This is a genomic window from Streptomyces sp. NPDC001137 (genome assembly GCF_040298885.1).
In the GTDB taxonomy this organism is placed as follows: Bacteria; Actinomycetota; Actinomycetes; order Streptomycetales; family Streptomycetaceae; genus Streptomyces.
In genome coordinates this window covers 50,977-70,231 of record NZ_JBEPBA010000009.1, presented here as the reverse complement: position 1 = coordinate 70,231, position 19,255 = coordinate 50,977, and the positions used below count along the sequence as shown (strand labels likewise).

Sequence of the window (19,255 nt, the reverse complement as noted above, 5' to 3'; positions counted from 1 at the left end):
GCGTCGCGGGGCGGTGCCGGCAAGTGGATGGTGTCAGCGCGCGGCAGGTGCGGTGACCGAAGAGAGGGTGCCGGCCAGGTGCGCTTCCCGGGTCGCGTGGCGCTGGATCTTCCCGCTGGAGGTCTTGGGGATCGTGCCGGGGTGCACCAGGACGACCTCGCGCACGGACAGGCCGTGGCCTTCGCCGAGCGCGCTGCGGATCAGGTCGGTGATCTTCTCCGAGTCGCCTGCGGCGTCCGGTGCCACCTCGGCGACGAGGACGATCTGCTCCCCCTCGACTCCCGCGTCGGCGGGGACGGAGAAGGCGGCGGTGCAGCCGGGGCGCAGGGCCGGGTGGCACATCTCGGCGGACAGCTCCAGGTCCTGCGGGTAGTGGTTGCGTCCGTCGATGACGATCAGGTCCTTGAGGCGGCCGGTGACGAAGAGTTCTCCCTCGCGCAGGAATCCGAGGTCGCCGGTGCGCAGGAAGCGGCCTTCGCGGCCGGTCAGGGTGGCGCGGAAGGTCTCGCGGGTGGCCAGGGCGTTGCGCCAGTAGCCCTTGGCGACGCTGGCTCCGCTCACCCAGATCTCGCCGACCCGGCCCTCGGGAAGTTCCGTGCCCTGTTCCGGGTCCGCGATGGTCACCGTGAGACCGGGGCCGGGACGGCCGCAGCCGACCGCGGCCGCGTCCGCCTCGCCGGTGTGCGGCCCGTGGTCCTCGGCGGCGAGGAGAGTGGGCGGGGCGCCGACGGAGGCGCCGGTGACCATCACCGTCGCCTCGGCGAGGCCGTAGCAGGGGTAGAAGGCCTCACGGCCGAAGCCCGCGGGCGCGAAGGTCTCGGTGAAGCGGCGCAGGGTGGCGGCGCGTATCGGTTCGGCGCCGTTGAAGGCGACCTTCCACGAGCTCAGGTCGAGGCCGTCGACGAGTTCGTCGGTGGCGTGCTTGAGGCTGAGTTCGTAGGCGAAGTTGGGGCCGCCGCTGGTGTGCGGGCGGTAGCGGCTGATGGCCCTCAGCCAGCGGTCGGGTTGCTGCAGGAAGTGCAGCGGGGAGAAGAGGGTGGTGGTGAGGCCGAGGTAGACGGTGTTCAGGACCGGCCCGATGAGTCCCATGTCGTGGTAGACGGGCAGCCAGCTGACGATCAGTTCGCGGCCGTACTCCTCGATGACCTCCGGGGTGTGCCCCATGAGTTCGGTGATGAGCCGCTCGTTGTCGAGCAGGTTGCCGTGGGTGACGGCCACGCCCTTGGGGGCGGAGGTGGAGCCGGAGGTGTACTGGAGGAAGGCGACCGAGTCGGGGGTGAGATCGGGGGCCCGCCAGGCCTCGGCGGCCTCGTCGGGGATGTCCTCGGTGGCGAGGCGGGTGATGTCGGCCAGCTCGGGCAGGTGCTCCGCCATGCCGGCCAGGGCAGTGACCACGTCCCGGCCGCCGAGGATCACCTTGGCGTCCGCGTCGGCCAGCAGACGGCGCATACGGATCAGGGCGCGGTGGTTGTGCGCACGGCCCTGCGGGGGCACGCCGGGCACGGCGACGACACCGGCCGCGAGGCAGCCCAGGTAGTCGCTGATGAACTCCAGGCCGGGCGGGTGCAGCAGCATGGCCCGGGAACCGGTCAGCCCGCGCTCCTGAAGCCAGGCCGCGACGGCCCGGGAACGGCGGGCGAGCCGCGCGTAGGTGATCTCCTGGATCTCTCCGTCGCAGTCGCCGGAGACGAGGTAGCGGTAGGCGGTCCGGTCGGGCTGTTGCGCGGCGTGCTCAGTCAGTAAGTCGACCAGGGAACGAGCCATGGGAAGAGTGTCACCTGTCTGAATCGGTGGGGAGGGAACTGGAGTTCGAGAGCAGCGCGACATGTGTGCGCGGCAGCCGCGAGCGGCCCGGCCCCCTTGCCGGACTGCGCGACTCGACCAGCCGTCCGGGGAGTGGCGACACGCCGGCTCCCCGCGCCCCGTACAGCTTGCTACCGGCGAGTAGCACTCTAGCAACTCTGTTCGGCCCGTCGACCCGAACTCTGTAAACGCTGGGTATCAAACGGGAGTTGGACATACGGAAGGCCCGGCCGCCCGTGGCGTGCACGGCGGCCGGGCCTGAGGGCGGGAGGCCGTTATCAGCCGCCGTTCAGGCGGCCGCGCAGCAGTCCCTTGCCGATTTCCGCGCCCTTGCGGCTGTCCGCCTGGGCCTTGCGGAACAGGTCGGCCACCTCGGTGTCCTTCTCGCGCTCCGCGTCCTGGATGTAGGTCTCCAGGCGCAGGGCGTTGCTCAGGCACGCCTCCACGTACCAGATGAGGTTGTAGTCCTTGTCCGGTGTACCGGTCACGCCGCCGGTCTCCGTGCTGCTGGTCATGCGGGCCTCCTCCAGCGGTAGTCCTTGCGGGGCTGTCCGAGTACCCGTCCCGCACCAGGCAATCAGCCGACGTCCCACAGGAAACGGTGCGTGTGGATGCCGAAGTACGGAAAGGACTGGATCTGCCGGACCCCTTCGATCGGCCGTACGACGTCGTTGACGAAGTCCAGCAGTTCGCGCGGGCCCGGCGCGACGACCTCGGCGAACAGGTCGAAGCCGCCGGAGGTCAGCACCGCGTAGACGACCTCGGAGCGAGCGGCCAGTTCGTCGGCGACCGCGCGCGGGTCGCCGTCCACGCCGATGCCGAGCAGGGCCATGGCCTGTCCGCCCATGGACATCGGGTCGGTGACGCCGACGACCTGCACGGCTTTGGTGTCCAGCAGCCGCTGCAGACGCTGGCGGGCCGCGGAGGCCGAGAGGCCGACCCTGGGGCCGAGGTCGGCGTAGGCGATGCGCCCGTCGGTCTGCAGTTCGCGCAGGATGGCCCGGTCGATGTCGTCCACGTGTGTCGCTCTCCTTTTACGCCGGCTCGCCCGGTCCCGTCGGGCCGGCTCAGCCTGCCAGGTCGGCCAGGGCGGCGGCGAAGACCTCGGTGTGGAGGTCGACGTCCTGGGCGGTGGTGTCCGGGCACATGAGTGCCATGTTGTGGAAGGGGGTCAGCAGGATGCCCCGGTTGGCCAGATAGAGGTGGAGGAAGTCCTCCAGTTCGGGGTCGCCTGCGGCCGCGGACTCCGTGCCGGTGCGGGGCGCGGGCGAGGCGAAGCGGTATTCGGTGCGGGCGCCGAGCCGGCTGACCGACCAGGGCAGCGCGTGGGCGTCGACACCCGCGCGGACGCCCGCTTCGAAGCGTTCGGACAGTTTGGCCATGCGGGCGAACGCGTCCTCCGTCAGGACGTGTTCCAGCGTGGCGCGCATGGCGGCGACCGAGAGGGCGTTGCCGGCCAGGGTGCCGCCGACGCCGCCCATGTCGACCAGGTCGAGGTCGGCGCGGCCGAGGAGACGGTCCGCGAGCTCGGCGGACAGACCGTACGCGCCGGCCGGGATGCCACCGCCGATGGCCTTGCCGATGGTGAGGAGGTCGGGTTCCAGGTCCCAGGCGGCGGTGCAGCCGCCCGGGCCGGCGGAGAAGGTGTGGGTCTCGTCGTTGATGAGCAGGGTGCCGTGGCGACGGGTCAGCGCCCGGACGCCTTCGAGGTAGCAGGGTTCGGGCAGCACGATGCCGATGTTGGTGAGGGCGGGTTCCATCAGGACGGCGGCCACATCGCCGTGGGCGAGCTCGCGTTCCAGTTGTTCCAGGTCGTTGAATTCCGCGACGCGGCTGGTGAGCGTGACGTCGCAGGGAGCGCCGACGTTTCCGGGGCGGGCCGCTCCCCTGCCGTCAGGGCCGACGACGATGAGCGACTCGTCGACGCTGCCGTGGTAGCTGTAGCTGTTCACCAGGATCTTGGGCCGGCCGGTGACGGCCCGGGCGAGCCGGATCGCCCACCGGTTGGCGTCGGTCGCCGTCAGCGAGAAACTCCAGCGGGCGAGGCCGAAGCGGCGGGTCAGCTCGGCACCGACCCATTCGGCGTCCTCGGTGGGCAGCATCGCGGTGGCGCCGCCCAGATCGGCGAACCGGCGCTGGACCGCATCGGCCACGACCGCCGGGGAGTGACCGGCCATCGCTCCGGTGTCACCGAGACAGAAGTCGACGTACTCGTGCCCGTCGATGTCGGTGACGCGGGCGCCGCGGGCGGTTGCCAGATAGCGGGGAAAGGCACCCGCCGTCTTGTTCATCCACGTCATCGGCACGCGCCCGAAGAGATGGTCGGCCCGCGCATAGGCGTCCTTCGAGCGCGGGCAGCGGTATGCGGCCTGCTCCTTCTCACGGGCGAGCAGGTCCTGCAAACGGGCGCGGTCCATGGAATCCCCGACTCTGGATACGACAGAACACGCGGAGCGTACGACGGAAATCCTTGGCTGAACAAGGTATTGCCGCTGAATCGCTTGGTGAAGCGATAGAATCGCGCGCACCGCACCGTACCGAGCGGCGTCCGGATGGCGGAGAATCACTCACCCGTACGAGAGTGATCGGCGACTTCGCGCAGCGGCACACCGAGACGATGCGGGCGGCCGCGTGGCTACGGGTGCGTGCGACGAGGAGCGGGCCGTTCAGACGGTGTGGTCGGCGAAGGCGCCGCCCGGGGCGAAGGCCAGGGAGGCGAAGCGTTCGCCGATGCGCAGGTGTGTTTCGGCGTCCGGGTGAAGCTGGTCGGGCAGGGGCAGTTCGGCGTGGTCGGACTCGCCGTAGAGCTCGCGGCCGTCGAGGTAGTTCAGGTTCGGGTCGTAGTCGGCCCGCTGGGCCACGATGCGGGCCAGCTCGTCCCGGATGACACCGAGGGCCAGTTTCCCGCTCGCGCGTTCCCCGGGATCGCCCATGGCCTGGAAGTGGAGTTGACCGTCGCTCAGGGAGGTGAAGTCCAGGACGCTGGGGCCGGGTGTGTCCTCGTGTATCGGACACAGGATGGGCGAGACGACCAGCAGCGGTGTCGTGGGATGTCCTTCACGGATGGTGTCGAGGAAGCCGTGGACGGCGGGGGTGAAGGCGCGCAGGCGCATCAGGTCGGTGTTGACCAGGTTGACGCCGATCTTCACGCTGATCAGGTCGGCCGGGGTGTCGCGCAGGGTGCGCGCGGTGAACGGATCGAGCAGGGCGCTGCCGCCCAGGCCCAGGTTGATCAGGTCGACGCCGCCCAGGGAGGCGGCGAATGCGGGCCATGTGGTGGTGGGGCTCGCCGCGTCGGAGCCCTGGCTGATCGAACTGCCGTGGTGCAGCCACACCTTGCGGCCGCTGGGCGGGCCGGGCTCGATGGGGGCGTCGGTGCGCAGGGCGACCAGTTCGGTGGTCTCGTTGTGCGGGAGCCAGATCTCGACGTCCTTCTCCTCGGCGGGCAGGTCGGGGAAGCGGAGGGTGCCCACGGAGCCGTGCCGCAGTTCGGCCGTGCCGGCGACCATGTCGATGGTCACGGTGTTGCCGCCCTCGACGCTGCCCCGGCCGGCCGGGCGGCCGTCGACAAGGAGGTCGTAGAAGCCGTCCGGACGGGGCGGGGCGCCGACGTAGATGCGTTTGGTCGGCAGGGCGTCGAGTTCGACGGCCGTCGCGCGCGTGCGAAACGCCAGCCGTACGCCTGAGGGCTGGGACTCGGCGCCGGCCAGCTGCGGATCGGTGCACTGGGCGCGGGCCCGGGCGGGCAGCCGGTGGGGCAGCACGCCGTGCTCGGTGCGCTCCACGTCGAGGGCGCCGCGCAGCAGTTCGGCGGTGACGGGCGTGGTGATCCAGTCGTGCTCGGTCAGCATGTCCTCAGCCTGTCCGTCAAAGGGTCGGGGTGGTGGGCCAGTTGCGCAGCAGCGCGTCGAGGGCGTCCAGGATCCGCGTCCAGCTCTCCTCGGAGTCGGGGGCGCTGTGGCTGAAGCCACCGGCCGTCTCCAGACTCGAGTAGCCGTGGAAGACGCTGCCAAGCAGCCGGACGGCATGCGTCTGGTCCGGTTCCGTCAGGTCGTAGCCGCGCAGGATCGCGCGCGTCATCCGGGCGTGGCGCACGCCCGCGCTGGCGGCCGCGGTCTCGGGGTCCAGCCGCATGCGCGCCGCGGCCGCGCGGCCGGGGTGTTCGCGGCCGTAGTCGCGGTAGGCGTTGGCGAAGGCGATCAGGGCGTCCTTGCCGGCGCGGCCCGCGAGAGCGTCGGCGGCCCGGTCGGCGAGCTCCTCCAGGGCGAACAGGGCGATCCGCGTCCTGAGGTCCTGGGAGCTGTTCACATGCGAGTACAGGCTCGCCACCTTGACGTCGAAGCGGCGGGCCAGCTCGGAGACGGTCACCTGGTCGAAGCCGACCTCGTCCGCCAGCTCCGCTCCTGCCCGGACCACCCGTTCCGTGGTCAGCCCGACGCGCGCCATGGCCGCCCTCCTCTCTCACCAGAGCCGATTATGCATTTGCCTAAAGCATTTAGGCAACTTACCGTGAGGTTATGGAACCGCTGACCGAGCAAGAGATCCGCGCCGCCTTCGTGAACTGCACCAAGGGCGAGGCCAGGCGCCTGCCCGTCCCGCGCGACCTGGCCGAGCGGCCCTGGGAGGACCTGGACTACCTCGGCTGGCGCGACCCCCAGGCCCCGGGCCGCGCCTATCTCGTCACCGAGTGGAGTGACGGCCGCCCCCGAGCCGTCGCACTGCGCAGCTCCGCCCCCGCCATGGGGCAGACGCGGCGCAGCATGTGTTCGATGTGCCTGACCACGCACGCGGGCGGGGTCTCCCTGATGGTCGCCCCCAAGGCGGGCAGGGCCGGGCAGCAGGGCAACTCGGTGGGCGCCTACATCTGCACCGACCTCGCCTGCTCGCTGTATGTGCGGGGCAAGCGGGACGCGGGCATCGGGGCGCGGCTGCACGAGACGATCACCCTGGAGGAGAAGATCCGGCGCACGGTGGCGAACGTCGCCGCGTTCGTCGCCAAGGTCGGCTCGGCATAAGCTCGGCGAATGGCGAAGTACTTCGACGTGCACCCCGAAAACCCCCAGCCGCGCACCATCACCCAGGTCGCCGACAGCATCCGCGCGGATGCGCTCATCGCGTATCCGACGGACTCCTGCTACGCCCTGGGCTGCCGGCTGGGCAGCCGTGACGGCATCGAGCGGATCCGTACGATCCGCAAGCTGGACGACCGGCACCACTTCACCCTTGTGTGCCAGGACTTCTCGCAGCTCGGCCAGTTCGTACGGGTCGACAACGACGTGTTCCGCGCCATCAAGGCGTCGACGCCCGGCAGTTACACCTTCATCCTGCCGGCGACGAGGGAAGTGCCGCGCATGTTGCAGCACCCGAAGAAGAAGACGGTCGGTGTGCGGATCCCCGACCACGTCGTCACCCAGGCCCTGCTCACCGAGCTGGGCGAGCCGCTTCTGTCCAGCACGCTGCTCCTGCCCGACGAGGAGGAGCCGATGACGCAGGGCTGGGAGATCAAGGACCGTCTCGACCATGTGCTGGACGCGGTGGTCGACTCCGGGGACTGCGGCACCGAGCCGACGACGGTCATCGACTTCTCGGGCGGCGAGGCGGAGATCGTACGGCGGGGGGCCGGGGACACCTCGCGGTTCGAGTGAACTCCAGCATCTGCCGAGGCCGGGGGCCCTTTCGGCAGGTTGGGTGGCACGTGCAACGATGGCCGCGGCCGGCCCCGTCGGGCCGGATGAGTCGGTCGGCGCCGAGCGCGCAGAGAGGCAGCCCCCCATGACCTCCGTACAAGGAATCACCGTTGACATCCCGACCCCGGACGGAGTCGCCGATGCCTATGTGGCGCACGCCGCCGACGGCGGCGCCCGGCCCGGCGTCCTGCTCTACATGGACGCCTTCGGGATCCGCCCCCACCTGAAGTCGATGGCCGACCGGATCGCCGAGGCCGGCTACACGGTGCTGGTGCCCAACGTGTTCTACCGTCATGGGCGCACGCCGGTAATCGAGTTGCCCGAGTTCATCGACCCGGAGGCCCGTCCGGAGATCTGGGGCAAGGTCGGCCCGCTGCTCCAGTCCGTCACGCCCGACCTGGCGATGCGGGACGCGGCCGCGTATCTGCAGTGGCTGGCCGACTCCCCCCTCGTCGCGGACGGCCCGGTCGCGCTGACCGGCTACTGCATGGGCGCGCGGCTGTCCCTGCTGACCGCCGGCACCTACCCGGACCGGGTCGCCGCCGCGGCCGGGTTCCACGGCGCCCGGCTGGCGACGGAGGACCCGGACAGTCCGCACCTGGTGGCCGAACACATCACCGCCGAGGTGTACTTCGGGCACGCCGACAACGATCCGTCACTGCCCCCGGAGCAGATCCAGCGCCTGGAGGACGCGCTCACCGCGGCAGGTGTCCGGCACCGCTGCGAGGTCTACCCGGGGGCGCACCACGGGTTCACGCAGGCCGACACGGCCGCCTACGGCAAGGAGGCCGACGAGCGCCACTGGGAGGCGCTCCTCGACCTTCTCCGGCGGACCTTCTGACAAGTCGCCGCAGGCGCCCGCGGGTTCGTCCCGCGGGCGCCTTTTCTTTCCCTGACGTCATCCTTATTGACATGCACGCAACTCCGGTGCCAGTTTGAGAGCGCTCTCAAGAACAGGTACGGACCAATTCGGCCCATCGCCTCAAGTGACCCCACACACGGAGGTGGAGCGTGCACCACAAGCTCACTCGCCGTCTGACGGCCCCCACAGCCGCAGCCGCACTCGTCGCCGCGGTGATCGCGATCCAGGCACCCTCGTCCGCCAGGGCGGCGGTGCCCGACACGATCCCGCTGCAGGTGACCAACAACTCCGGCCGCGCCGACGCGGTCTACGTCTACACGATCGGCACCCTGCTCTCGACGGGACAGCAGGGCTGGGCGGACGCGAACGGCACCTTCCACGCCTGGCCGGCCGGGGGCAACCCGCCGACCCCCGCGCCGGACGCGTCGATCGCGGGACCGGCCGCGGGCCGGTCGAAGACGATCCGGATCCCCAAGTTCTCCGGACGCATCTACTTCTCCTACGGGCAGAAACTCGTGTTCAAGCTGACCACCGGCGGTCTCGTGCAGCCCGCCGTGCAGAACCCGAGCGACCCCAACCACGACATCCTGTTCAACTGGTCCGAGTACACACTCAACGACTCCGGCCTGTGGCTCAACAGCACCCAGGTCGACATGTTCTCCGCGCCCTACGCGGTGGGCGTCCAGGGAGCGGGCGGGAGCACGACCACCACCGGCCACCTCAAGCCGGGCGGCTACAACGGCGTCCTGAACGATCTGCGCGGGAAGTCCGGCGGCTGGGCCGGGCTGATCCAGACCCGCTCCGACGGAACGGTACTGCGGGCACTGGCACCAGGACACGGACTGGAGTCCGGCGCGCTGCCGGCATCGGTGATGGACGACTACATCAACCGCGTCTGGCAGAAGTACACATCGGCGACCCTGACCGTGACCCCGTTCGGCGACCAGCCGAACACCAAGTACTACGGCAGGGTCTCGGGCGGCGTCATGAACTTCACCGACGGCTCCGGCAAGGTGGTCACGACCTTCCAGAAACCGGACGCGGACAGCGTCTTCGGCTGCCACAAACTGCTCGACGCGCCCAACGACCAGGTACGCGGCCCCATTTCACGCACCCTGTGCGCCGGCTTCAACCGCTCCACCCTGCTGGTCAACACCAACCAGCCGGACGCGTCCTCGGCCAACTTCTACCAGGACGCGGTGACCAACCAGTACGCCCGCGCGATCCACGCGCAGATGGCCGACGGCAAGGCCTACGCGTTCGCCTTCGACGACGTCGGCAATCACGAGTCGCTCGTCCATGACGGCAGCCCGCAGCAGGCGAACCTGACCCTCGACCCGTTCAACTGACGACGAAGGGCCTCACCCCGCGGCGGACGAGGGTGAGGCCCGGCTTCGTGCGAGCGGGCTCAGCCGGTCGTCAGCGCGGTGTCGTCGACGACGAAGCTGGTCTGGAGCGAGGAGTCCTCGACACCGCTGAACTTCAGGGTGACGGTCGACCCTGCCAGCGACGACAGGTCGAAGGACTTCTGCGCGTACCCGGAGGCGGCGTTGAGGTTCGAGTACGTCGCCAGGGTCTTCGAACCGGCGGTGACCGTCAGCTTGTCGTAGGCGACGCTGCTGGTGGTCTCCGACGTGTCGATGTGCAGATAGAAGGTGAGCGTGGCCTTGCAGCCGCTCGGGATGGTCACCGACTGGGACAGCGTGTCGGTGTGGGTGGAGCCGTAGCCGTCCAGCCAGGCGTAGTACGAGCCGCCGTGCGCCGATTCACCGCTGTCGTTGGTGATGACGCCGCTGGTCGCGGTCCAGGTGGTGTTGCCCGACTCGAAGCCCTGGTTGCGCAGGAGCTGGGCCGAGGTGCAGCCGCCGCCTCCGCTCGAGCTGACGGTCCAGGTGAAGGAGGCGGTGCCGGTCGCGCCGGTCGAGTCGGTCACCGTGACGGTGGTGCTGTAGGTGCCGGCCGTCGTCGGCGTACCGGAGATCACGCCCGTGGAGCTGTTGATCGACAGACCGGTGGGCAGTCCGCTCGCGGCGTAGGTCAGCGAGCCGCTGTTGGTGCTGCTCGCCGAGATCTGCAGGCTCACCGCCGTGCCGACGGTGGAGGACTGACTGCCCGGGTTGGTGACCGTCACGCCCGAGGAGGGCGGGGTGATGTGGCTGCCGACGTTGATACCGGCGAAGGCGTTGCCGACACCGGCGTACTGCGTGGAGCCGGTGCCGTACAGGGCGGCGGCGGCATTGAGGGCGGCGGTGCGGGCTCCGGCGTAGTTGGTGCTGGACGTCATGTACGTCGTCAGCGCCTTGTACCAGATCTGCAGGGCCGCGGCCCGTCCGATGCCGGTGACGGCGACGCCGTCGGAGGTCGGGCTGTCGTATGTCACACCATTGATGGTCTTCGTGCCGCTGCCCTCGGACAGCAGGTAGAACATGTGGTTCGCCGGGCCGGAGGAGTAGTGCACGTCGAGGTTGCCGACGCCGGAGTACCAACTGTCCGCGGAGCCGCCGTCCTTGCTCGGCTTGTCCATGTAACGCAGCGGCGTGCCGTCGCCGTTGATGTCGATCTTCTCGCCGATGAGGTAGTCGCCGACGTCATTGCTGTTGTTGGCGTAGAACTCCACCCCGGTGCCGAAGATGTCGGAGGTGGCCTCGTTGAGGCCGCCGGACTCGCCGCTGTACTCCAGCCCCGCCGTGTTGGACGTGACGCCGTGGCTCATCTCGTGTCCGGCCACGTCCAGCGAGGTCAGCGCGTGGGTGCCGCCGGAGCCGTCGCCGTAGGTCATGCAGAAGCAGTCGTCGTCCCAGAAGGCGTTGACGTACGCCGTGCTGTAGTGGACGCGGGAGTAGGCGGCGACGCCGTCGTTCTTGATGCCGCTGCGGCCGAAGGTGTTCTTGTAGAAGTCCCAGGTCTCCTGGGCGCCGTAGGCCGCGTCCGCGCCCGCGGTCTGCGTGTTGGACCCCGACCCGGTCCCCCAGACGTCGTCGGAGTCGGTCATCAGGGTGCCGGTGCCCGAGGTGCCGTTGTTGAGGCTGTACGTCTTGTGGCCACCGCGGGTGGTGTCGTAGAGCTGGTACGTCGAACCCGACAGCGTGGTGTTCAGCGTGACCGTGCCGCTGTACTGCGTGTTGCCGGTGCCCGTCTTGATGCCCTGGTAGCGGTAGAGCTCCTTGCCGGTGGTGGCGTCCGTGATGACGTGCAGCTGGCTGGGTGTGCCGTCGTCCTGGAAGCCGCCGACCACCGTCTCCCAGGCCAGCTTCGGAGTGCCGCTGCCCGCCCAGATGACCTTGCGGACGCTGTCGGTGGTGGGCCGCTCGGCGTGCAGGGACCTGGCCGCCTTGAGGGCCTTGGTCTGGGCGGCCGCCTTGGTGAAGGTCGCCGTGGTGGAGGCGACCTTGATGGTGTGCTTGTTGTTGAAGGTCGTGCTCACCGTGCCCGCGGCCAGGGAGGCCGGCGGGGTGTGCACGACGAGGTCGCCGCCGAGGACGGGGAGGCCGCCGTAGGTCCGCTCGTAGCGGGTGTGCAGGGTGCCGTCCCTGTCCTTGACGACGTCCCTGACGACCAGTTTCTCCTTGGCGCCGAGGCCTATCGTGCGGGCGGTCGCGATGGCCTTCTGCCTGGCGCTCTTGATGAGCGCGCTGTGCTGCGCCGGGGTCAGCCTTGCCTCCAGTCCCCCGGCGCGCAGGGGGCTGGGATGGGGGGCGGCGGGTTTCGCGTGCGCCGGGACCGACTGGATGCCGACGGCGAGGAAGGCCGCGGTGGAGACCAGGGCTCCGACCGCTGTCCGCTTGCGGGGGATGCGTCTCACTCGTTCTCCTACTGCTGCGGCCGCGTGGGGCGGCCGGTGACAGACCGGGCAGACGGGTGTACCGCCCGGGACGAGCCGAGCTGTGCGGGATCGTCACTGCTTGGTGAGAACGTGGGGGGTGGGCGCGGCAGTTGGGGAGGAGGATGACAGCCTTGACCGGTCCATGTCAGCAGGGTTCCGGTCAATCGAGGGTTATCCCTCTGTACGACGAGGCGGCCCGCCCGCCGGGGATGCGGGCAGACCGCCGGGTGACACCGGAAAGTCAGCTGAGGCCCAGGGAGGACAGGGCGGTGGTCCAGTCGCTGGCGATGGCGCTGCGGGCGTCGTCGAGGGTGACCGTGCCGGCGCAGACGGCCTTCTTGAGCTTGTTCTCCACCGAGTCCTTGCTGTAGGCGGTCTCGTCGCCGTACCGCGGCTCCGGCCACAGGTTCTGCGCGTCCTTGGGAGCGCCGCCGAGCTCGAGCGGGACGAGGTGGTCCTCCTCGTAGTCCGAGGTGCTGGTGTCCGAGTAGCCGTACTCCGCTATCTGCTTGACCTTCAGGGCGTTGGTGTACGAGGTGGAGGGGCGCACGGTGGCAGTCCAGCCCGACACACAGATCGTGGAGTCGATCGTGTCCTGGGTGACGTCGGGGTTGTAGGCGCCGGGCTGGCAGGTCGGGTCCGGCAGCGGCAGATAGGACTGAGAGCAACTGGCCGCGTGCGCGGCCGAGCCCGTGCCGATGATGAGACCGGCGACGGAGAGCGTGAGGGATGCCGTGGTGGCGGTGAGGCGGCGCATGGCACGCATGGGGGTTCTCCCGCGATGGGCCCGGGATTCCGGGCGGGTGTGTGCATGACAGCACCACCGGGTCTATGCGGGTAGAAATACGAAGTGAAGAATCAGTGACCTCACTGAATCCTTGCCACCCCTTGGCTTTCGGCCGCCCAACACCTGGGATGCGCTTGGGCGTTCGATAACTTGGGGGTAACTCGCGGCTCGGTGTCGGTTCCACGCTGCGCCTCGGTGATCCCTGCTCACGCCGCGGCCATGCGGAAGACATTCGGGGCGACGCAGGACGGCTGCGGCCCGCTGCCCGCGGGGTGCCGGGACGTCCCGTCCGTTGCGGCCGTGGCGCCCTATGCTTCTACGGCCCCAACCTCCCGCCGCGGAGGGGGCGGCTGCATGTCACCAGCGGGCGGACGGGAGCCAAGTGCGATGGGGGAACTGGCAGAGCTCGAGGAATGGATCGCCGTGATCGATGCCTGTATCGAGCCCATCGCGAGCAGGCCGGTGGATCTCACCGACCCCGACTGGATGCGGAAGGTCCAGGAAGGCCCGCGTCCGCTGGACGAGGCGGGCATCCGGGCGGAGGCCGAGGGAGCGCTGCGGGACGTGCTCTCGCTCTACGAGGAGGGCGGCGACGACGTCCGGGCCGCCCTGCGCGCCCTCCTGGAGCGCTGCCACTCGTTCTGTTGGGCGACGACACTGCCCTTCGAGTCCACACCGCAGGGCTTCCGGCAGCGACTGCTGGAGATGTCCGTGGAGGATCAGGGCCGCGACGCACGGGACATGATGGTCGCCCTGAACGATCTGTGCGGGCAGGCACACAGCGCCCATATCGACATCCGTCCGCTTCTGCTGAACGTGGCCGCGCTCTCCAGTGACGTCGACAAGTACGGGATGGGTTCCACACGGTCCATCCTGCTCCGGGCGGCCGGCAGGGAGCCGAGCGGGCTCTGGTGAGCACGCGGGTGATGATCCTGCCGGCTTGTTCAGTCACGCGGAGAGGGAGAGGTCGAGACGGGCAAGGTGGCTGACACGGGTGCGGTCGAGTGGGTGGCCGTTCCACCAGGATCAAGCGCGGTGGAGGTCCGTCGGCTCCGGGGGCCGTCGCCTGGCCGACGGCAGCCGAGTCCTGGCCATCGGGATCGTCGCAGAACTCGCTGATGTGGATCTTGTAGCCGGTCCACCAGGAGCCCTGCTTGAGGCCGTAGCGCGCGTCAGTGTCGTACGGAGAGGCCGGCCGCCCGGCCCAGGTCACGGTGCGGTGGTAGTTCTGCACCCACATCGTGCGCAGGACCTGCACCGCCGGAAGCTCACGCAGCCAGGCCGGGCACCAAGGGCGTGCGCCGCCTCCAGCAACGCGAACCGGATGGTGGACGGCCGCTCGGTCGCCGTCACCTTCAGCAGCGAGGACCGCACGGTAAGGGTGTGGGACCTGGCCTCCGGCCGCCCGATCGGCGAACCGCTCACCGGCTACGACGGCGAGGTCTGTGCAGTGGCGACGGGGGTGGTGGACGGCCGCCCGGTTGTCGTCGGCGGCTGCGGGGACGGCGCCGTGCGGCTCTGGGACCTGCCCACGGGCCGACCCGTCGGCCACCCCCTCGCCGGCCACACCGAAGTGGTCACAGCGGTGGCGACGGCGGTGCTGGACGGCCGCCCGCTCGCGGTGAGCGGCAGCCGGGACGGGACAGTACGGATGTGGGACCTGGCCACTGGTCAGCACGTCGGAAAGCCCCTCACCGGACACAACGGCCCGGTGCAGGCGCTGGCGACGGAGGTCATAGACAGTCGCCCGGTCGCCGTCGTCGGCAATGGGGACGGGACGGTGCGGGTGTGGAACCTGGCCACCGGCCGCCCGGTCGGCGAACCCCTCACCGGCCATGTCGACGGGGTGTGGGCCCTGGCGACCACGGTGGTGGACGGTCGCCCGGTCGCCGTCACCGGCAGCCCGGACAAGACAGTGCGGAGGTGGGACCTGATGACAGGCCGGCCCGTCGGAGAACCCCTCACCGGCGCCGCCGAAGGGGTGTACGCGCTGGCCAGGGGATCGGTGCAGGACCGCCCGGTCGCGGTCGGCGGCAGCCAGGACGGGACGGTGCGGGTGTGGGACCTGGCCACCGGCCGCCCGCTCGGCGAACCCCTCACCGGCCATACCGACGGGGTGTGGGCAGTGGCGACCACGGTGGTGGACGGTCGCCCGGTCGCCGTCACCGGCGGCAACGAGGACGGAGAAGTGCGGGTGTGGGACCTGTCACCCGGCCGCCCGGGCGGTGAGCCCCCCACCGGACACACCGACGGGGTGTGGGCAGTGGCGACCGCGGTGGTGGACGGTCGCCCGGTCGCGATCAGCGGCAGCCGGGACGGGACGGTGCGGGTGTGGGACCTGGCCACCGGCCGACCCGCCGCCGAAGGCGTCATCGCCCACTCGCACCCGGCGGTGTCGGTGACCACCGCCGTGCTGGACGGCCGTCCGGTCATCGTCACCAGCAGCTGGGAGGGGGAGGTGCGGGTGTGGGACCTGTCGACGGGCCGACCCGTCGGGGAGCCCCTCGTCGGCCACACCGGCCCGGTGTGGTCGCTCGCGACCGGGGCCGTCGAGGGAACTCCGGTGATCGCCGCCGGCGGTTGGGACGGGACGGTGTGGGTGTGGGACCTGCCCACCGGCCGCCCGATCGGCGAACCCCTCACCGGCCACTACGGCCTGGTGAGTTCGGTGGCCACCGCGGTGGTGGAAGGCCGCGCGGTCGCGGTCACCGGCAGTTGGGACACCACGGTGCGGATCTGGGACCTGACCACCGGCCGCCCGATCGGCGAACCCCTCACCGGCCACTACGGCCTGGTGAAGGCAATGGGCGTGATGGTGGCGACCGCGGTGGTGGAAGGTCGCCCGCTCGCGGTCACCGGCAGTTGGGACACCACGGTGCGGATGTGGGACCTGTCCACCGGCGGCCCGATCGGCGAACCCCTCACCGGACACACCGACGAGGTGCGAGCGGTGGCGACGGGAGTGGTGGACGGCCGTCCGATCGCCGTCAGCGGCAGCCAGGACGGGATGGTGCACCTATGGGACCTGCCCTCCGGCCGGCCCGCCGGGCAGTTGGTGTTCCCCGGGCCGGTCCGTGCGGTGGAGGTCTCCCCGGACGGCCGACTGGTGGTGGGCTTCGGCTGGGAGGTCGCGGTCCTGGCCCCACCCCGCCCCTGAGGACGGTCCGGCAACGGCACGGGACTTGCCCGAGCTGCCGGACACGGCGGTCTGACGTTCCCCTTGCTGGCCACCACCGCTTGTTCGCGGCCACCAGCGCGGAGCTGGAGCAAGCGGCCGACGAGAACCGGGGTCGATCATCCCAGCCGCAGCCGCAGCGGAGCCCGCGCCATGGGCCGTCAGTGAGGCAGGTGAGGCGGGGCAGTGCCCGATACCTCGGGCTCCAGAAGACCCATCCGGAGCACGTCTTCTCCGCTGTTGCTTGGCTGGAAATCGCCCCCTGGTGACCGGAGTCAACCCCTGGTAGTTGAGAATTATTCAGTTACCAATGGTAATCCCTTGCGTTTACGCGACTCTTACCCGTAGACCTGGCTCCACGAATTGCCAGGGCTCTGGGGGGAGTTGGCAGATGCAGGGCACGATTGACGGGTTCCGCTATGGTGCGGTGACCCCGGTGGCGGCCTATCTGATGGCCTGCCTGGGAGGGGCGCTGGGACTGCGCTGCATCGTCCGCTCCCTGCTGAACGCGGAGTCCTGGAAGCCCGGTTGGCTGGCGCTCGGCGCCGCTTCGATCGGCTGCGGGATCTGGACGATGCACTTCATCGCCATGCTCGGATTCCAGGTCAAGGAGACGGGGATCCGTTACGACACCGGGCTCACTCTGCTCAGCCTGGCCGTGTCGATCGTCGTGGTCGGCATCGGCGTGTTCATCGTCGGCTACCGGGGCGCCGGCAAGGTCACGTTGGGTGTGGCGGGCATGGTCACCGGTATCGGCGTCGCCACGATGCACTACCTCGGCATGGCGGCGATGGAGGTCAACGGGGACATGCGGTACGACCCGCTCACGGTCGCCCTGTCCGTCGTCATCGCGATCGTCGCCGCGACCGCCGCACTGTGGGCGGCTGTCACCGTCCGCGGCTTCATGACGAGTCTCGGGGCCAGTCTGGTCATGGGGATTGCGGTGTCCGGCATGCACTACACGGCCATGGCCGCCGTCAGCGTCCATGTGCACGGCGACGGCGATCGGGCCTGGACGGGCGATTCACCCACCTCCTTACTGCTGCCCATGCTCCTGGGCCCGACCGTCTTCCTGCTGCTGGCCGGTGTGGTGGTCATGTTCGACCCGCTTCTGGTCCTCGGCGACGGCGAGTGGAACAAGTCGGCCCCAGCTCGACGAACCTCCGTGGCCGACCGGGCGGCAGAGCCCGCGCCGCAGCACAGCATCGCCCCGTTCGGCGGACGAGTGGCTCCCGCGCGGCCCCGGCAGGATCAGTACGGGGCAGTAACGCCGCCCGCGCCGCAGTGGGCACCGCCGCCCAGCCACGAGTGGTGAACTGCGGCTGGATGCCGCGGGCGTAGGGGACGGCGGTCCCAAGCCGGGTGCGCCGCGCGGCGCCCGCGGCGGCGGCTCGATGCGCACCGCACACCGAGTTCGGAAGACAAGTCGCCGAACACGTCGGCCCCTTGGCGGCTTCGGCGATCCGACTGCCGTAGCACCGCAGCGAGTTGCCGCGCGGCACCGCCCCCTCCGTGCGGGTCCCGACGGCCCCAGGCACGCCCCGGCCCGGCGCGCCGACTGCCCGCACCCTCTTCCCGTCCACCACCTGGTCGTTGTTACGGTTCACCGGTGTCTGACTCTTCACGCGATACCGCCCAGGGCGCCGGCTGGGGCACCACACAACGCGGCGACTACAAGCGGCTGATGCCGCAGCACGTCGAGAAGCTCTCGTGGCTCAATCCCAGGACGCTGTGGGCCGCCCGCAACGGCGTACTGGCCTCCTGGTTCGGGGACCCCACGGGCCGTACCCGCAGCAGATGGGTGGCACAGCGCGAGGCGGCCGGCGCGCCCGCCGACAAGGTGATCCGGCGCACCGAGGCGGACCGGTTCTCCTTCATGGTCATCGGCGACACCGGTGAGGGCGACGATCCCCAGTACGCGGTCCTACCAGGGTTTCTGAAGGTCGGTCAGGGCACGGACTTCGCCGTCATCGCCAGCGACGTCATCTACCCGGTGGGCAGCGCGGACGACTATGCCACGAAATTCTTCCGCCCCTACCAGGACTACCAGGCGCCGATCTACGCGATACCCGGCAACCACGACTGGTACGAGGACCTCGGCGCTTTCATGCGCGTCTTCTGCGCGGACGCCCCGCCCCTCGCCCCCGAGCCGGCCCCGCGCCCCCTGAGCCGGGCCTGGATGCGCTCGCTCCTGTGGCACCGGCCGCGCGTCGGCGACGGTCAACGCCTGGACGAGGCACGTCAGTTGCGCTCCGCGCAGGCCCAAGAGGCTGTCCAGCCGGGGCCGTACTGGGCCATCGATGCCGGCCCCGTGCGGATCATTGGCATCGACACCGGCCTGCTCGGCACGATCGACGCCGAGCAGGGCGCCTGGCTGCGCGAGGTCTCCAAGGGCCCCCGCCCCAAGATCCTCATCACCGGATCGCCCCTGTACGTCGACGGTGAGCACCACCCCTGCGCCATCGAGGGCGGCAACGGCACCGTCGACGACATCGTCCGCGATCCCGAGCACCACTATGTGGCGGCGATCGGCGGCGACATCCACAACTACCAGCGCTACCCGGTCCAGGTGGACGGCCGCACCATCCAGTACGTCGTCTCGGGAGGCGGCGGTGCGTTCATGCACGCCACGCACACCATCCCCCGCGTCGGCATCGCGGACGTCACCGAGAAGGACTTCCGCTGTTATCCGCTGCGCGGCGATTCCCTCGCCTTCTACAGCAGGCTCTACGGGCGGCGGCTGCACCTGCGCCGCTTCTTCACCCTCACCGAGGACGAGGCGATGGCCGTGATCGCCGAGCGGCTCGGCATCCCGCCGACCCGCACCCCGGGCGGAGCGGTACGCGTCACCCGCCGTATCCGCATCGTGGCCAGTCTGCTCGGTGCCGGCGGCCGCCCCGACCGCACGTCACGCTTCCGTCTGCCGGTGCGCAAGATCTACACGCAGTTGTTCTCGCCGGGTTCGGCGACGTACAGCCCGCCGTTCTTCAAGCAGTTCCTGCGCCTGGACGTCACCCCGGAGGCGATCCACCTGCGCTGCTACGCGGCCACCGGCAACCGTGCGCAGGAGATCGAACCGCCCGTCGAGGACGAGGTCACCATTCCTCTGGCCTGAGAT

The 19,255-nt window shown here is 70.2% G+C and carries 16 protein-coding genes; 8 read left to right on the top strand and 8 right to left on the bottom strand.

Going from position 1 to position 19,255, the window contains the following annotated elements; genetic code table 11:
- Window positions 1–33: 33 nt before the first annotated feature.
- From ABT254_RS19485 to ABT254_RS19460, 6 genes are all read right to left on the bottom strand, one after another.
- Window positions 34–1,764 carry a fatty acyl-AMP ligase gene (locus ABT254_RS19485; RefSeq protein WP_351471314.1) on the bottom strand — a complete coding sequence of 577 codons (1,731 nt, stop codon included), beginning with the start codon at window positions 1,762–1,764 and terminating at the stop codon, window positions 34–36.
- Window positions 1,765–2,081: 317 nt separating this feature from the next.
- The gene (locus ABT254_RS19480) at window positions 2,082–2,318 is read right to left on the bottom strand and encodes a hypothetical protein (protein WP_099926203.1); all 237 of its coding nucleotides are present in this window, start codon (window positions 2,316–2,318) and stop codon (window positions 2,082–2,084) included.
- 62 nt (window positions 2,319–2,380) lie between these two features.
- Window positions 2,381–2,821, bottom strand: coding sequence for an Lrp/AsnC family transcriptional regulator (locus ABT254_RS19475; RefSeq protein ID WP_351471311.1), 441 nt, complete (start codon window positions 2,819–2,821; stop codon window positions 2,381–2,383).
- A gap of 49 nt (window positions 2,822–2,870) precedes the next feature.
- Window positions 2,871–4,220, bottom strand: coding sequence for a transaminase (locus tag ABT254_RS19470; protein ID WP_351471308.1), 1,350 nt, complete (start codon window positions 4,218–4,220; stop codon window positions 2,871–2,873).
- Between the two features lie 249 nt (window positions 4,221–4,469).
- Window positions 4,470–5,654 (bottom strand): GDSL-type esterase/lipase family protein, encoded by a 1,185-nt coding sequence (locus ABT254_RS19465; RefSeq protein ID WP_351471305.1) that lies wholly within the window; start codon window positions 5,652–5,654, stop codon window positions 4,470–4,472.
- 16 nt (window positions 5,655–5,670) lie between these two features.
- Complete coding sequence (locus ABT254_RS19460; protein WP_351471302.1) at window positions 5,671–6,249, bottom strand: TetR/AcrR family transcriptional regulator; 579 nt, start codon at window positions 6,247–6,249, stop codon at window positions 5,671–5,673.
- Between the two features lie 71 nt (window positions 6,250–6,320).
- Between ABT254_RS19460 and ABT254_RS19455 the strand changes: the two genes are divergently transcribed.
- From ABT254_RS19455 to ABT254_RS19440, 4 genes are all read left to right on the top strand, one after another.
- Window positions 6,321–6,818 (top strand): FBP domain-containing protein, encoded by a 498-nt coding sequence (locus ABT254_RS19455; RefSeq protein WP_351471299.1) that lies wholly within the window; start codon window positions 6,321–6,323, stop codon window positions 6,816–6,818.
- 9 nt (window positions 6,819–6,827) lie between these two features.
- Window positions 6,828–7,448: an L-threonylcarbamoyladenylate synthase gene (locus ABT254_RS19450; protein ID WP_351471296.1), complete on the top strand. Its 621-nt coding sequence runs from the start codon at window positions 6,828–6,830 to the stop codon at window positions 7,446–7,448.
- A gap of 127 nt (window positions 7,449–7,575) precedes the next feature.
- Window positions 7,576–8,331 (top strand): dienelactone hydrolase family protein, encoded by a 756-nt coding sequence (locus tag ABT254_RS19445; protein WP_351471294.1) that lies wholly within the window; start codon window positions 7,576–7,578, stop codon window positions 8,329–8,331.
- A gap of 170 nt (window positions 8,332–8,501) precedes the next feature.
- Window positions 8,502–9,701 carry a glycoside hydrolase family 64 protein gene (locus ABT254_RS19440; RefSeq protein WP_351471292.1) on the top strand — a complete coding sequence of 400 codons (1,200 nt, stop codon included), beginning with the start codon at window positions 8,502–8,504 and terminating at the stop codon, window positions 9,699–9,701.
- Between the two features lie 59 nt (window positions 9,702–9,760).
- Here the strand turns inward: ABT254_RS19440 and ABT254_RS19435 are convergent, their stop codons facing one another.
- Both ABT254_RS19435 and ABT254_RS19430 read right to left on the bottom strand, forming a co-directional pair.
- On the bottom strand, window positions 9,761–12,154 hold the full coding sequence (locus tag ABT254_RS19435; protein WP_351471290.1) for a M4 family metallopeptidase: 2,394 nt from the start codon (window positions 12,152–12,154) through the stop codon (window positions 9,761–9,763).
- Window positions 12,155–12,416: 262 nt separating this feature from the next.
- Window positions 12,417–12,941, bottom strand: coding sequence for a hypothetical protein (locus ABT254_RS19430; RefSeq protein WP_351471287.1), 525 nt, complete (start codon window positions 12,939–12,941; stop codon window positions 12,417–12,419).
- Between the two features lie 408 nt (window positions 12,942–13,349).
- Between ABT254_RS19430 and ABT254_RS19425 the strand changes: the two genes are divergently transcribed.
- From ABT254_RS19425 to ABT254_RS19410, 4 genes are all read left to right on the top strand, one after another.
- On the top strand, window positions 13,350–13,877 hold the full coding sequence (locus ABT254_RS19425; protein ID WP_351471285.1) for a hypothetical protein: 528 nt from the start codon (window positions 13,350–13,352) through the stop codon (window positions 13,875–13,877).
- A gap of 409 nt (window positions 13,878–14,286) precedes the next feature.
- The gene (locus ABT254_RS19420) at window positions 14,287–16,119 is read left to right on the top strand and encodes a WD40 repeat domain-containing protein (RefSeq protein ID WP_351471282.1); all 1,833 of its coding nucleotides are present in this window, start codon (window positions 14,287–14,289) and stop codon (window positions 16,117–16,119) included.
- A 409-nt stretch (window positions 16,120–16,528) separates the two neighbouring features.
- On the top strand, window positions 16,529–17,452 hold the full coding sequence (locus ABT254_RS19415) for an MHYT domain-containing protein (protein ID WP_351471279.1): 924 nt from the start codon (window positions 16,529–16,531) through the stop codon (window positions 17,450–17,452).
- A gap of 294 nt (window positions 17,453–17,746) precedes the next feature.
- Entirely contained in the window at window positions 17,747–19,252 is a 1,506-nt protein-coding gene (locus ABT254_RS19410; RefSeq protein ID WP_351471276.1) for a metallophosphoesterase family protein, read from the top strand.
- Window positions 19,253–19,255 lie beyond the last annotated feature (3 nt).